The sequence below is a fragment of the Streptomyces sp. NPDC004752 genome (assembly GCF_053601275.1).
The window spans coordinates 1-13,078 of record NZ_JBSGBN010000196.1 but is presented as its reverse complement, the minus strand read 5'-3'; the positions used below and the strand labels follow the sequence as shown (position 1 = coordinate 13,078).

General features: G+C 68.0%; 12 protein-coding genes and 2 pseudogenes. 2 read left to right on the top strand and 12 right to left on the bottom strand.

Features of this window, described 5'->3' with window-relative positions; translation table 11 throughout:
* Positions 1–715 (bottom strand): site-specific integrase (locus tag ACWEKM_RS43445; RefSeq protein WP_451626829.1); only part of this gene is annotated, 715 nt, incomplete at its 3' end.
* A gap of 177 nt (positions 716–892) precedes the next feature.
* On the opposite strand from ACWEKM_RS43445, the gene ACWEKM_RS43440 reads away from it, so the two are divergent.
* Entirely contained in the window at positions 893–1,213 is a 321-nt protein-coding gene (locus ACWEKM_RS43440) for a hypothetical protein (protein WP_451626828.1), read from the top strand.
* A 110-nt stretch (positions 1,214–1,323) separates the two neighbouring features.
* Here ACWEKM_RS43440 and ACWEKM_RS43435 read toward each other — a convergent pair whose 3' ends face one another.
* The 10 genes and pseudogenes from ACWEKM_RS43435 to ACWEKM_RS43390 form a co-directional block, all read right to left on the bottom strand.
* The gene (locus ACWEKM_RS43435; RefSeq protein ID WP_451626827.1) at positions 1,324–2,232 is read right to left on the bottom strand and encodes a M48 family metalloprotease; all 909 of its coding nucleotides are present in this window, start codon (positions 2,230–2,232) and stop codon (positions 1,324–1,326) included.
* Between the two features lie 419 nt (positions 2,233–2,651).
* On the bottom strand, positions 2,652–2,981 hold the full coding sequence (locus ACWEKM_RS43430) for a hypothetical protein (RefSeq protein ID WP_451626826.1): 330 nt from the start codon (positions 2,979–2,981) through the stop codon (positions 2,652–2,654).
* Positions 2,982–3,001: 20 nt separating this feature from the next.
* On the bottom strand, positions 3,002–3,148 hold the full coding sequence (locus ACWEKM_RS43425; RefSeq protein WP_451626825.1) for a hypothetical protein: 147 nt from the start codon (positions 3,146–3,148) through the stop codon (positions 3,002–3,004).
* A gap of 450 nt (positions 3,149–3,598) precedes the next feature.
* Positions 3,599–4,900, bottom strand: coding sequence for an MFS transporter (locus ACWEKM_RS43420; protein WP_451626824.1), 1,302 nt, complete (start codon positions 4,898–4,900; stop codon positions 3,599–3,601).
* Positions 4,901–5,138: 238 nt separating this feature from the next.
* A pseudogene (locus tag ACWEKM_RS43415) lies at positions 5,139–5,255 on the bottom strand (IS21-like element helper ATPase IstB); the annotation flags it as partial.
* A 65-nt stretch (positions 5,256–5,320) separates the two neighbouring features.
* Positions 5,321–5,716, bottom strand: coding sequence for a DUF6262 family protein (locus tag ACWEKM_RS43410; RefSeq protein WP_451626823.1), 396 nt, complete (start codon positions 5,714–5,716; stop codon positions 5,321–5,323).
* Positions 5,706–6,668 (bottom strand): tyrosine-type recombinase/integrase, encoded by a 963-nt coding sequence (locus ACWEKM_RS43405; RefSeq protein ID WP_451626822.1) that lies wholly within the window; start codon positions 6,666–6,668, stop codon positions 5,706–5,708. The genes ACWEKM_RS43410 and ACWEKM_RS43405 overlap by 11 nt, the downstream gene beginning before the upstream one ends.
* 1,284 nt (positions 6,669–7,952) lie before the next feature.
* On the bottom strand, positions 7,953–9,032 hold the full coding sequence (locus ACWEKM_RS43400) for a tyrosine-type recombinase/integrase (protein ID WP_451626821.1): 1,080 nt from the start codon (positions 9,030–9,032) through the stop codon (positions 7,953–7,955).
* A 126-nt stretch (positions 9,033–9,158) separates the two neighbouring features.
* Positions 9,159–9,827: pseudogene (gene istB / locus ACWEKM_RS43395) on the bottom strand (IS21-like element helper ATPase IstB); the annotation flags it as partial.
* 20 nt (positions 9,828–9,847) lie between these two features.
* Positions 9,848–10,846, bottom strand: coding sequence for a Mu transposase domain-containing protein (locus tag ACWEKM_RS43390; RefSeq protein WP_451626820.1), 999 nt, complete (start codon positions 10,844–10,846; stop codon positions 9,848–9,850).
* A 150-nt stretch (positions 10,847–10,996) separates the two neighbouring features.
* On the opposite strand from ACWEKM_RS43390, the gene ACWEKM_RS43385 reads away from it, so the two are divergent.
* Complete coding sequence (locus ACWEKM_RS43385) at positions 10,997–11,731, top strand: ASCH domain-containing protein (RefSeq protein WP_451626819.1); 735 nt, start codon at positions 10,997–10,999, stop codon at positions 11,729–11,731.
* A 128-nt stretch (positions 11,732–11,859) separates the two neighbouring features.
* Here ACWEKM_RS43385 and ACWEKM_RS43380 read toward each other — a convergent pair.
* Positions 11,860–13,078 (bottom strand): tyrosine-type recombinase/integrase (locus ACWEKM_RS43380; RefSeq protein ID WP_451626818.1); only part of this gene is annotated, 1,219 nt, incomplete at its 5' end.

Here is a 13,078-nt window from a genome sequence, read left to right as displayed (position 1 = left end):
ACACGTCCTCGATGAACCACCGCAGGTTGCGGTCGACGCCGTTGATCAGCGGCACCAGCCGCGGCTTCGGCCCACGCCTCCGGGAGCCCTTGCCGCGCCGGACGTTGAGCTTGCCGAACCGGCCCAGCTCCCACCGGACGTCGTCCAGGTCGAGCATCCGTGCCTCGTTGATCCGCAGGCCCACGTCCGCCGCCAGCCGGGCCACCGCGTAGTTGCGGGCGGCCGGACCGAACTTGCGGCAGGTCACCAGTTCCTCGCGCCACCCGGCGAACAGCGCCTCGATCTCCGCTTCGCTGGGCGGGATCCGCAGCTGCGGTTCCACGGAGGCCCGCGGCCGGTTCATCTCATCCAGCGGGCACTCGACCACACGGCCGGTGAGATTGTGCAGCTCGACCTTGTGCCGCAGCTCAAGGAACTGGAAGAACACCGCCAGCGCGCCCGCCCGACCGGTCCGGGTCGAGGGCTTGGCGTCGCGGAGCACCTTGCCGAAGTAGACGTCGGCGTCGGCCGGTTCCATCTCCCACAGCGGACGGCCGAACCAGTCCCGGATCAGCTCCAGATGGTTGGTGTCGTTGCGAATCGTGCTGTCGACCAGACCGGCCGAGGCTCGCGCGAGTACGAACCCCGCCAGCACATCGGTCTCGAACTCGGCGAGCTCCTCCTCGCTCACCGGCGCCCGGTACTCACGCAGATCGCGTACTACGGCCAGAGCCAACCCACGCCTCCACGACTTCACCCAGACTGAAGGAATCCCGACAGGCATGAGGGTTGCGCACTACGGACGAGGTTGGGTCAGAACGGCCAGCAGTCACCCGAACGAGGTAACAGGCCCAGGTCCAGGCACTCTCAGTCGTGCCAGAGAGCTGTGGACGAACACGGAACTCGGGGACTATTGCTCACCCAACACGGCGCCCGGCAGTGCCTGTACACCCCTGGCGGCGACGAGGACGACTCCGACCTGCGCTGGGCCCGCCTGGTCGCCTCGCGCCTGGACGAGGTGGAGAGACGCCGCGGTGCACAGGCACGAGCCACCTCAGCGGGTCAGCGCCTCCCCGAGGACCTCACCGCCGCCGAGCTGGCGCAGCTGTGCCCTGCTCACCACGGTTTCTACGGTCGCATCTGCGCCCAGGCGGCAGACCACAATCCGGATCTTCACCTGGGCCGGGCCCCCGACGGCGTGTGGATCGCCTGGCTGACGAGCCTCGAGAAATGACGCTCCGCCCGGTCCGGCACCAGCGCGCTCCGGATGCCAGCGCGGGCAGCATGGCCAGGCGCCTTGTCCCCGACGGCTGGATGCCGGCACCGCGCCCGGTCGACTCCGCCTCACGCTGTGCGCGTCGGTGCCTGTCCGCCAGCTCCGGACAAGCTGATGAGGGGGTGGGGTTCATAAACAGAGGGGACGTCTGTACGCCGGGCCCACCACATCCGCAGGCCGTAGGGGGGATGGGTGGATGCCGAACGCAGGCCTTTCCACAGACGTACCGGCCGCGAGGAGTCGCCCAGCAGTGCGGTGTGACACTTCCACAGGGCGATGACCGCGTCACGGCCGCAGATGCGCACCGCCCGGCCATCACAGGCAAGTTCGGTCCACCAGGACCATCCGATGTACAGCAGCCGAAGCACCACGGCCGCCAGGACTGTCAGGAACAACGGCAGCCACGCGGCCGCCAGGACCGTCAGGAGCACCCCGGTGGCCTGGAGGACGGTCGAGCGCTGGTTGTCGCGGCGCAGTATGTGACCGAGCTCGTGCTCGAGAACGACGGGCAGATGCACAGTGTCGTCCGGCCCGAGCCAGCGGCTGCCCAGCCACACGTGGGCACGGCGCCCATCGCGCAAGGACGCAGCCTCATAGCCGCTGCCGTCCAGGTCCCAGCCGTCGACGAATGCAATGGTCAGCCGGTGAAGCCGGTGCGCGCGGGCGACGGCGTGCAGGTGCCTCTCGGTGCTCCGCATCCGCTGCACGAAGGCGCTGTAGAGGGGACTCGGGTCGTGCGGGGGCCTGGATCTCAGGTGCCTGTTCCAGGTGTGGTGCTGGGCCCGGAACCCTTCGGCGACCTGGTCACGAAGGGCGCTGGCACGGTGCAGTGCCCAGGCCCAGCTGGCGATCACGGCCATGGGAAGGACGTCGAGCCCCAGGTGCGCGTCGCTCTCCCACCGCGTGACGATCGCGGTCATCACCATCCAGCCGACGAAGATGTGGCTCCAGTAGCGCTTGGGGATCCACCACAGCATCGGTGTCACTGCCCTGCGCAGGCGGGCGGCGCCATCACGGTCATGGGCGCGTTCATCAAGATCAGCACAGTGTGCGTCATCCTTTCCCTCTTGCTGGAGCCGTTCGGCTGGCTCCCCGCCGAAGGCGTGTGTGGAGTGCGGCGGGGCTGTGGCCAGGAGTGTCCTGTTCGGAGCTGGCAGTCTTCGCGACCCGTCCGCCGAAAAACGCCGCTCGGAAGCGGCGTTCCGCCCTGCGGACCGGCGCGTGCAAAGCAGGTGCCCAACCGTCCCCCGAGACGGGACGAAGGGCTGTCCGGGCCAGCTGCCCCGGGCGACTGCATCAGGACACTTCACGCAATCCCGCCCGCGGGTGAACGGTGCTGCGTAGGCTGGGTATCGTCGTTCCGGTGGTCTCCCCCGTACCACCGGGACGCTGCATGTCAGCGGTCTCGCAGCTGGTGGATACCGTCGACCAGGTCGGAGCCGGAACGGATCTGCTCGCGCAACTGCTCGGGCCACCGCGTGGACAGAACCGCGCTGAAGACCTCCGTCTGCAACTCGCTGACCATGGCGCGGATTTGGGAGTGGAGGACGCGGGATTCCACGATCGTCAGCTGGGAGTTGGTGGCGGCCGCCAGTTGCGCGCTCGCGGCGATGAGGACCTCCCGGCCGCCACCGCCTATGTCGTACTCGACGCAGCCGCCGCCCTCGGCCACGATCGCCGCGACGGTCTGCGCGATCAGGGGGTGTTTCAGCAGGTTGGTTTCCACGTGAGTCTCTCCGCGCCTGATCAGTGGTCGCGGTAGAAGGTGTGGGAGGAGGCCTGCACGTCCACCAGGGCGCGGCAGCCGTTGGTGGACGTGCCGGACGCCGTCAGGGCCCCCGGTGCGACGGCGGGTGCAGCGTCGCGGGCCATGCGCATGCTCGTCAGCTTCATCCGGGTCCTCCTGCGGTTGGCGGGTGGCCGGGGACTTGCGGTCGGGGTACCGGGCCGGTTTCGAGGCAATCAGGTGGCCTCGGCGCCGGGCGCCTGGTGCCGGTCGTCTTCCCTTCGGCTGGGTCGTCCTGCCTTGCGCTCCCGCACGGCGGGATTTGCCGTTCCGATCGCCGCGCGCCTGCATGAGTATGTCGATGACGGGCAGCAACGCCTGTCGGTGAGTTCCAGCAACGACTGGGTGGGGCCAGCGTCTGGAATGTCGGTGAGTTTCAGCAACACCGCCGGGGCCGCGGAAGCACCCGACGAAAGTGCTGCTGTCGCACCGACGGGATGGGTGGCATCGTGATCACGATGCCACCCATCCCGTGTTGTCAATCGTCGCGGCGGCCGGACAGTTCCAGGCGGTGGTTCGCAGGCGGAAGACAGCCCAGGCAAAAGAAGCCCGCGTCTCTACACCCGTTTCGCCCCCGAACCCTGCGGCAGTGAGCCGTCCGCTCTGTCGTGGGGAGAGCCGATACGGTCCATCTGCCGCCAGGCTGGGAAGACCACCGGGCACAGCGTGGCAAGCAGATACACACCGCCCACCGCCAGCAGCGCACAGGGCAGGCCAGCCGAATCCACGAGGAAGCCCGCAGCCAGCCCGCCCAGCGGAGTGACTATCTGGACCATGGCCGTTGTCGCGCTCAGCACGCGGCTGCGCAGTTCCTCCGGGACCGTCTCATAGGTCACGGTGGCCATGATGGGGTTGAGCACACCGAACGCGAGGCCCTCAACCGCCATGATCACGGCCAGCGGGGTGAAGGTGTCGGTGAAGGCGGCCACCACGAAGCGCGGCAGGCCCCCAATGAGGAAGGCGATTGTGAACACGGGCCACCGCCGAAAGCGGCTGCCCACTGCCCCGTAGATCAGCGCCCCCGTGAGTGCGCAGACCCCGAACGCCGCGTTCAGCAGACCGAGATCGACGGCACCGTCAAGCCCCTCACGGGCATACACGGGCAGGAGCACGGCGCTCCATCCCTGGTCGAGCCCCCTGGTGACCAGCGTCATCAGGCACAGACTCAGCAGCAGCGGCGTGGCCGCCACGAAGCGACACCCTGCGGCGAGGTCACGACGGTAGGCCCGCAGCGACGTCGGCCCGGCCGGTCGTTGGGCCTGCGCCTCGGGCAGGCCGCGCACTCCGAACGCGAACAGCGGCGCGGCCAGGGCGAAGGTCGCGGCATCTACCAACAGGATGTTCTCGGCTCCGAGGACGGCGATCAGCACCCCTCCGAGAGCGGATGCCGTCAGCGCCGCACAGCGTGCCGCACCGTCGTACAACCCGGCAGCCCTGGTCAGCGGCATTCCGGCGCGTTCGGCGAGCGTGGGCAACAGCACGCCGCGAGCGGTTTCACCCGGCGCACGGAACAGCCCTGTCATCGCCATCAGCATGCACAGCATCCAGAACTGCAGGATGCCGGCGAACTGCAGCAGCGGGATGGCCGCAACCGCGATCCCGCAGGCGAGATCCGAGGCGACACTCACCCGCCGTCGCCCCATCCGGTCGATGACCGGACCGGTGACGAGCGCAGCGAACACTGCGGGCAGCAGTGTGCAGAACACGACGATCCCGGCCTTGGCGGCGCTGCCCGTGCTCTGCAGCACGAACCACGGGACGCCCATGTATGTGAGGCAATTTCCTGCGATCGAAACGAGGTTGGCGGCAAGAACCGTTGCCAGAGGACGGCGATCAGCCGTCCCGAAGTCTTCGGACACTACGGTGGTCTCCCATGAGGGGAAGCGCCCACCGTGAAGGAAGCAGGTCAGCCGGTGGGCGAAGCGAAGTGGTCAGCGTCTGGCGCGCATGACGAGGCGCACCGCGGTGCGGTGTTCACAAGCAGCGCCTCCAACACTTCGCCGGGATGACCACCCGGCACCTCCACGCATTGTGACCTTGGGTACCGGCCCTCCGCAACGACGATCCGTTCGCAACTGGCGGCGGTACCCCCTGCGGTCAAGTATCGGTTGACTGCCCGGCCTTGCTCCGGGTGTGGGCGAGGCGGTAGGAGTCTGTGCCGGTCTGGACGATGGTGCCGTCGAAGGTGAGCCGGTCGACGATGGCCGCGCTTATCTCAACTTCAACTGCTTGATCTCGTCGGTGGCCAGGGGCTTTGTGTCGTGGACGGTTGTCTTTGACTACGAGCTTTCGGCGGCAAGGCGGGTTGCGCGGAGTTGGCCATGGGCTTGTGCGAGGGCGTCGCGAAGCTGTTGGTTCTCGGTGCGGAGTCGGCTGATGCGCTCGTGCGCCAGCACGAGACGCTGTCGCAGTGAGTCGTCGCTGGCGCGGGTGACGCTGTCCCGGACGGTGGCCGCGCCGGCTCGGTGATGCTGGAGCTGCTGGATGCGTTCACGTAGCTCGGGTTGGCTATAGATCCAGGATCGTGAGACTCCGGCTCGTTTGGCGACCAGCGCGACGGTGACGGGCTTGTCGGTGTCGGCCATCTCGGTGATCGTCTGCTGTGCGCGGTCGAGAGTCTGCTGGTGGCGGCGTTGTGCGTGTTCGGCGAGGCGGTGGGGGCGGTCAGCAGGCATTCGGATCCTCGGTTCGCGAACAGGTGCAGGAGCCTCCGCCGCTGCAACTGCCCTCGATGGTCAGGCCGTTGATGATCGCGAGGAGGTTCTTCTCGACCGTGCGGTTCATCTCGGCGAGCCGCTGATGGCCGTTGTGGTCGGCTTGGGCGATCAGGGCCTGGGTCTGCTCGAGCTGGTGGCGGTGCTGGGGCAGGAACTCGGCGGTTGTCACGAAGACCGGGCAGGTCAAGCAGGCATTGGCGAACTCGCACTTCTGCTGCAGCGGAAGAGCGCAGTACCCGTTGGGCAGTGCCATCTTCGCTCGGGCGAGGTTGTTCTTCGTCCAGACCGCATCGGCCAACGGGCTGGCGTTGACGGCGAGTTGTTCACCAGCGATGTTGACCTTCCGGGCCCGCTCCCACTGCCGGCGGATGGTCGCGTCGGACAGACGGGCGTAATGGGCGGTCATCGCGTGCGAGTCGTGATCAAGCAGGCGGCGGACGGTCTCCTGCGGGACCTCGTTGTTGATCATCCGGGTGCCGAAGGTGTGACGCCACTGGTGCGGCGTGGCATGGACCGGACGCCCGTGCTCGTCGCGGACGCCGCAGATCCGCAGCCACTCGCGCAACTGTCCGCGGAACGTCGAGGTGCTGAAGGCGACCTTGCCCTCCGGGTTGCGGTTCGCGCGAGGCAGCAGGAAGACCGGGGTGCTGAACTCGGCAAGCACGGTCTGCTGTTGTGTGGCGATGGCCTCGGCGAGGTCGGTGTCGATGGGGACGAACGCGTCCCGTCGCATCTTGTGGTTGGTGTAGCGCAGGTAGGGCGCCCCCTGGCCGTCGCGGACGACGCAGTCCAGACGGAGTTTGCTGCCGTCTCCGACCCGAAGACCGGTGTTCATCAGGATCCGCGCCAGGAGCTGGCCGCGCGGGTCGGCGAACCGGGCGAGGTTGTCGGGGTGCTCCAGCTGGGCCATCACCGTTTCCGGCAACGCTCGTGGCGCCCCGCGCATCAGGCGGGGGTAGTCCTGGGGGGAACAGGTCGACCTGCGGCGCGAGCCGTGGTTCCCAGCCGTGCTGCCGCGTTGCGCGTAACAGCCCGGCCAGGCTGCTGAGCTGGCCAGTTCGGCTCTTCGGGTTGGGGAAGCGTTCGGCCAGGTGAGCCAGATGGATCTCGATCACCTGGCGGGTCAGGGCCTCGGGGCCGGTCCTCAGCACGGGAAACGACTGGGCGAACAGCGTGATCGCGCGGATGTCGGCGCCGACTGTGGCGAGGGCGACTCCGGTCGACAATCTCCAGCGTGCCCACCGTTTGGTCAACTGCCGCAGCCAGAGCGGCTCGATGCCGGTGAACCGGAAGCGGGCATCTCGGCCGGGGAACCCGAGGCGACGCAGCAGCCAGACGTCCCGCGGGAACTCCGCGTCCCAGCCGATGCCCTCCACGACGTCCCGGAGGTAGCCGATCGCGTCCAGGAGGAAGCGGCGTTCGATGTGGCCGCGTTCGCTGGAGAACCCCAGATAGGAGATCCATTCCTCGGGACTGCGGTCCAGCAGCGAGTTGACGCCGGCTCCCGGCAGGGCCCGCAGCAGGCGCCGGATCGAGTAGGGCCTGGTGATGGTGCGACGCTCATCGACCCGGCACTGGATCGCGTAGGCGATCTCCAGTCGCATCGGTCCGGGCAGTGCCCGCAGGTCGAACCGGTCCTGCCCGAACGTCGCGCATCCCAGCAGCCACGACTTCAGGGGCGGCCGGTCAGCGCGGACCCACCGGTTGCGGTGGTGGACACACAATCCAGCCTCGCCCTCGGCCTCGAGCCCGCACTCGGGGAACCGGCAGTCGGGCCCCGTCGGCAGCGGCGGACCACCGCCGGAAGCGATCCACTCCGGCAGATCCGGGCGGCCTTCCCGATGCCAGCGGTGGGCATGGGAGTGACACAGGCCGTGTTCGCGACGGCTGCGTCGGCAGGATTCGATCGCGCACTTGGGCGGCTGCTGCAGCCAGCGCCGGTTCGCCGGGGCTGTCACGGCCCAGGCGTGAACATCGTCGGGACGGCCGTCCTCGAGCCAACGCTGGTGATGGGCCGAGCACTTGCCGAAGATCACCGCCAGCCGGTCGCAAACCTCGACCAAACACGTCGGTCCGCCGATCACCGGGTCGTCGGGATCGACCAGGATCACCGGCTGAGCGAAGCGGGGCCGCAGACACGCCGCCAGGCCGACGCCCGCGGCGTTCTCCTCGGCGGGAACGGGACGCAGTTGCCTCATGCCGATGGCTCCGTTTCCGGCCCGCCGAGGAACCCGGCCGCAGTCAATGCCCGCCGGGCATCCTCGATGCCCAGGTGGGAGTAGGTGTCGATCGTGGTGCTCAAGTTCGCGTGCCCGAGCAACTGCTGCACGATCTCCGGCGTGACCCCGCGACGCAGCAGCGCGGTGGCATAGCTGTGCCGGAACAGGTGCGGCGAGAACACGATGCCCGTGCGCGTACGAAGCCGGCGCACCAGCCGGTCGACGCTGGAGTAGTTCATCGGCGCCCCGACCGGCGAGCCCCAGAGGTTGACGAACACGTAGTCGCAGTCCAGCGTGCCGTACTCCTCGTGAAGGTAGTCGCTGTAGAGGTGGAACAGGTCGGCGTCGACCGGCACTTCCCGCGACCACGTCTTCGCCCGTGCCCGGTTCACATTCGTGCGGGCCCGGACCGCCACCAGCCGCCGACGGGGATCGAGATCCTCGTGCCGCAGACCCAGTGCCTCACCGATCCGCAAACCCGTGCCCTTCAACAAGCTCAGCAAGAACCTGTCCCGCAACCGGTCACATGCCTCGATCAACGTCGCCATCTCCGCCTGGCTCAGCTCGCGCGGCGGCCGGCGGTCGACGCGAAGGGAGATCGCGCGGTGCCGTTCCGGCCGGGACCCCAGATGCGCCAGGAACGGCTGCCACGACCCGCCGCGTCGGCCAGGACGCCACCGCGTCAGCAACTCCCCGAGCTCCACACCGTGTCGATGGTGGAACTCGTAGAACGAAGCCAGGGCCGACAGCTTCCGGTTGACCGTCGCCGCAGCAAGATTCGCCTCGACCCACGGCAGTGCCACCACCTGCCCGTCGCGGGCCCCCTCCGGCAGTCGCAGCCAGGTGATGAATCGGCCCAGGTCCTCCAGGGCGACCCCGTCCCACCGCAGGCCATGACGGTCCAAGAACTCGAAGTAGTCCCGCAGATCATGCGCGTAGGCACGGACGGTGTTCGGAGAGCGATCAATCGCCGTCAGATGAGCCAGGAACCGCTCCGCCGGATCGACAACCACCCCGTCAGACAGGAGAGTCGTCGACTCCGTGCCCGACGGCATCACCAGCTGCTGAACCCGAAACACGGGCCGCGTCGCGGACGCAGCAAGATAAGAAGTCCACAGTTGGGCTAACGCCCCTCCCGCCGAACCGTTACGGACGTCGTGGACTCTCCAGAAGGGCGGTTAGATAACGGTGCAGAGCCTGGGGTCGGTGAAGGTCTTGGTCCAGCCGCCGAAGGACTCGTTGGAGGCGATGGCGATGGCCTTGTTCTCCTCCCGTTCGGTCAGCACCTGGAACATCAACTCGGCTCCGTGACGGTCGAGTTCCATATAGCCCAGCTCATCAATGCACAAAAGATCGACGCGTCCGTAGCGGGCGATGGTCTTGCTCAGCTGCTTCTCGTCCGCGGCCTCGACCAGCTCGTTCACGAGCTTCGTCGCCAGGGTGTACTTCACCCGGAAACCGGCCATCGCCGCCTCGGTTCCCAACGCGATCAGCAGGTGCGACTTGCCGGTGCCGGAATCGCCGATCAGGCAGAGAGGCTGTGCCTTCTTCACCCACTCGGAGGTCGCCAGGGTGTGGATTACGGCGGGGTCGATGCTCGGGTTGGCATCGAAGTCGAACTCCCTGACCGACTTCTGCCTCGGGAACGCGGCGGCCTTGATCCGGCGCTCGGAGCGACGCCGGGCCCGGTCATCGCACTCGGCCAGCAACAGCTCGGCGAGGAAAGTGAGATAGGACATCTGCTCGCGGGACGCCTGCTCGGCCAGGTCGGGGAACTTCGCGCGGATGGTCGGCAGCCGCAGCATGCGGCAGGCCCCGACCACGGCGGTCTCCGCCGCCTGCTCACTCATCCGGTGACGGCTGGGAGTACTCACGGCAGCGACTCCTTCGGTGCGGCGGGACGACGGTGCAGCAGCTGGTCATAAACAGCCAGCGAGGGCAACGGCCGAAGATCGGGCGGAAGGTGCGCGAGACGACGCTGTGTCAACGAGGCCACGGAAGACGGCTCCTGGGGCTGGGCCAGGGCGGCATCATCATCGGATTCGGCGGCCTTGCGAGCCTCCAGGGCGACCGCGTCCGCGGTCAGCGCGCCCACCCGTAAGGACGCGGCGAGCCCGGCCACCAGGTGTTCGTGAGGGATACGACGGTGCAACAACAGCACCTCGATCAGGGCCTTCGTGCCGTCCTTGTCCCCGCGGGCCTTGCGAGCCGCGGACCACCACGCGTCGTGGATCGGGGTGAACCTGCCCGCCTGGCGGGCCTGTTCCAGCGCGGTCGCCCCCGGCAGAGCGCCCGGCTTACGCAACAGCGTCTCCAGGTAGTGGTCGAGTTCAAGACGCTCGCCGGCCTTGGCGACCAGCCGCTCGGGGCGGGCGATCTCCGTCGAGCCGTCATAGACGGCCAGCTCGTTGGCGTGCAGCACGATGCGGACCCTGCGCTCGATGTAGCGGGCCGGCACCGAGTAGAAACCGGCGCGGGCCCAGATGCGGCTGTGCCGGTCCACCCGGGTCTCGATGACCTGTCCGGCCTCGAACGGCTCGGTGGGCAGCGGCGCCAGCAGCGGCTGTTCGACGGCGAAGTACTCCCCGACCGTGCGCGGTCGCATCCGGATCCGGCGGGCCTCGTCCTCCTCGTCCTCCTCGTCCCACCGCTCGACCAGCGTGTTCAACTCGGCCAGCGAGCCAACCTCCGGGACGGGGACGAAGTGGTTGCGGCGGAAGCGGCTGATGTCGCCCTCGACGCCGCCCTTCTCGTGGGCGCCGATCAAGCCAGGGCGGCAGTAGAAGCTGTCGACGCCGTAGTGCTCACGGAAGGCGAGCCACCGTGCACTCTCCTTGCGTTCCCGGGCGAACCCGATCACATTGGCCACCGCGGCCTTCAGGTTGTCGTAGCGGACCTTGCCCCTGGGTACCCCTCTAATATGCGGGTCTCGATGTCAAGCCACCGACCGCGCTGAGGGTGGGGCCCATGGGAACAAATGTGTCGAGGAGTCCGGCCGGGCCGGTCTAGGGTCGGCGCCATGGTCTCCATGAAGTTCTTCGACTCCGAGCGCCGCGTCATCGAGGCGGCGGAACGGCTCGCTGCTGCCCTCGGGAGCGACCCGAACCACACCGTGGCCGCAGCGGCGATGGATACAGCCGGCAGGATCCATGAGGCGGTCAACGTCTACCACTTCACCGGTGGACCGTGCGCCGAGCTCGTCGTACTCGGTGCCGCCGCGGCAGCGGGAGCAGGCCCGCTCGTCACCATCGCCGCCGCGGGAGATCAGGGTCGCGGCCTGATCCCGCCGTGTGGCCGCTGCCGCCAAGCGCTTCTCGACCTCCATCCCGACGTCTTCGTCGCCGTACCGACTGACGACGGGCCGACGCTGCGCCCGATTCGGAAGCTTCTGCCGGACACCTACTTCTTCCCCGATGCGGATGCGCGTCGAATTGTCCGGTTCAACAAGCGCTACTACGAGGACATCGCCGCCGCGCGGAAGACCTCCACCGTCCGCTACGACGATCCGATCGCGCCGGGTCCCGCAGTCTTCCTTTTCGAGGACGACGAGGCCCACCGCACGTTGAACGGCACCGTTACCGGCGTCGAACGCCACCGGCTCGATCGCCTCACCGCCGAACAGGCTCGGCTTGATGGCTTCACGAGCATCGACCAGCTCAAGAAGGGCCTCCAGGGCCACTATCCCGGCCTGCCCTTCGATGCCGAAGTCGACTTGGTGACGTTTACGGTCGAAGCACCTGACACCGTGCAGTGATGCAGCGTGGACAGCTCCACGCCTGATGGGATCGCAGCGCGGACGCCCTACGATCCCATCAGGCGCCCTTGTGTTGATATCGGCGTCACATCACAGCTGGCCGGACCGATCATGTTGAATGGGGCCCGTCAGGACGCTTCCCCATCGAGTCGGCTGAGGAGTCCGTCGAAGATCTGCTCGCGTGCGACTTGTCCCTTCGCTGCGGCGTCGTCTCGCTGGCGTTCGAGGGTGGGCCGGAACTCGATCGTGGTGACGAAGAACGTGCACGATTCACAGATCGACTCGAAGTGGCAGTCCATCTCGACGGGACGAGCGCAGTAGCCGTTGCCGAGCATCCGGCGGTGCATTTCCCGGCGGAGCTTGGCCATCTCCGCTCCCTCGGCATCGGCCGGCAGCCGGCGCGGAGCATCGTAGAGTGCCTCCACCTTCGCCGAGACGGCGAAGTACTCATCGGCGACGGTCCGGTCGGCAATCCGTGCGTAAACACGGGTCATGGACAACGACCTGTGTCCAAGAAGCGCGGCGATGGCCTCCAGAGACATACCCCGGTTGATCGCCTGGGTGGCCAGCGTGTGCCGCAGTTGGTGCGGCGTGACCCGGCCGAGTCCGGCCTGCTGGGCGGCCTTGCGGACCGCGGCCTCGATGCGGGAGGCGTTGACAGGGCGGCCGTGGTCGGTGAACAGCAGGTTCGAGCGCAGTCCCTCGGGCCGGTGCAGCAGCCAGTCGTCCAGCAGCGTCTTGAGCTGCGGGTGCAAGGGGACGTAGCGGTCGGTGTGCATCTTGCCGACTGGGACACGGAGCCAGTAGGCGGATCCGATCTGCACGACCGCGTCGATGGTGAGGCCGAGCATCTCGCTGCGGCGCATCCCGGTGCGGGCGAGGATCTCGATGGCCAGCCTGGCAAACGGATCGGGGTCCTTGCGGGCGGCTGCCAGCAGTTTGGCGGCCGCGGCGTCGTCCAAAAAACGGGGTAGCGGCTCGTCCGCGATCGGGAAGTCGCTGTCGAAGATCAGCTGGCGGAGCGGCCGGTCGGCGGCGTCCCACTCATCCAGGCGGCGGAAGAAGCCGCGGAGTTTGCTGAGACGGTCGCGGACGGTGTGCCGGTGCAGCGGTCCTCCGCGGGCGGCTGGCCGCTCCAGCAGCCACTGCCGGTAGCGTTCGACGTGCCGCCGCTTGAGCTCGGCGACGCAGGTGACGTCCGAGTCTTCGGCCGCGACCAGGAGGGCGAAGGGGCTTGACCCGGGATCGTGGGCACCGGTTGTTATGCGGCAGTGGTCAGAGTAACTGATCGTTGTTCGAAGGCGTTCGGGCTCATCTGGCCGATGCTGGAGTGCCTCCTTCTGGTGT

Bases quoted from the DNA above. Each gene is read 5' to 3' on its own strand.
- ACWEKM_RS43435 (WP_451626827.1), bottom strand. From the start codon at position 2,232: ATGCTGTGGTGGATCCCCAAGCGCTACTGGAGCCACATCTTCGTCGGC.
- ACWEKM_RS43425 (WP_451626825.1), bottom strand. From the start codon at position 3,148: ATGAAGCTGACGAGCATGCGCATGGCCCGCGACGCTGCACCCGCCGTC.
- ACWEKM_RS43410 (WP_451626823.1), bottom strand. From the start codon at position 5,716: ATGCCTGCTGACCGCCCCCACCGCCTCGCCGAACACGCACAACGCCGC.
- ACWEKM_RS43405 (WP_451626822.1), bottom strand. From the start codon at position 6,668: ATGGCCCAGCTGGAGCACCCCGACAACCTCGCCCGGTTCGCCGACCCG.
- ACWEKM_RS43400 (WP_451626821.1), bottom strand. From the start codon at position 9,032: ATGCCGTCGGGCACGGAGTCGACGACTCTCCTGTCTGACGGGGTGGTT.
- ACWEKM_RS43385 (WP_451626819.1), top strand. From the start codon at position 10,997: ATGGTCTCCATGAAGTTCTTCGACTCCGAGCGCCGCGTCATCGAGGCG.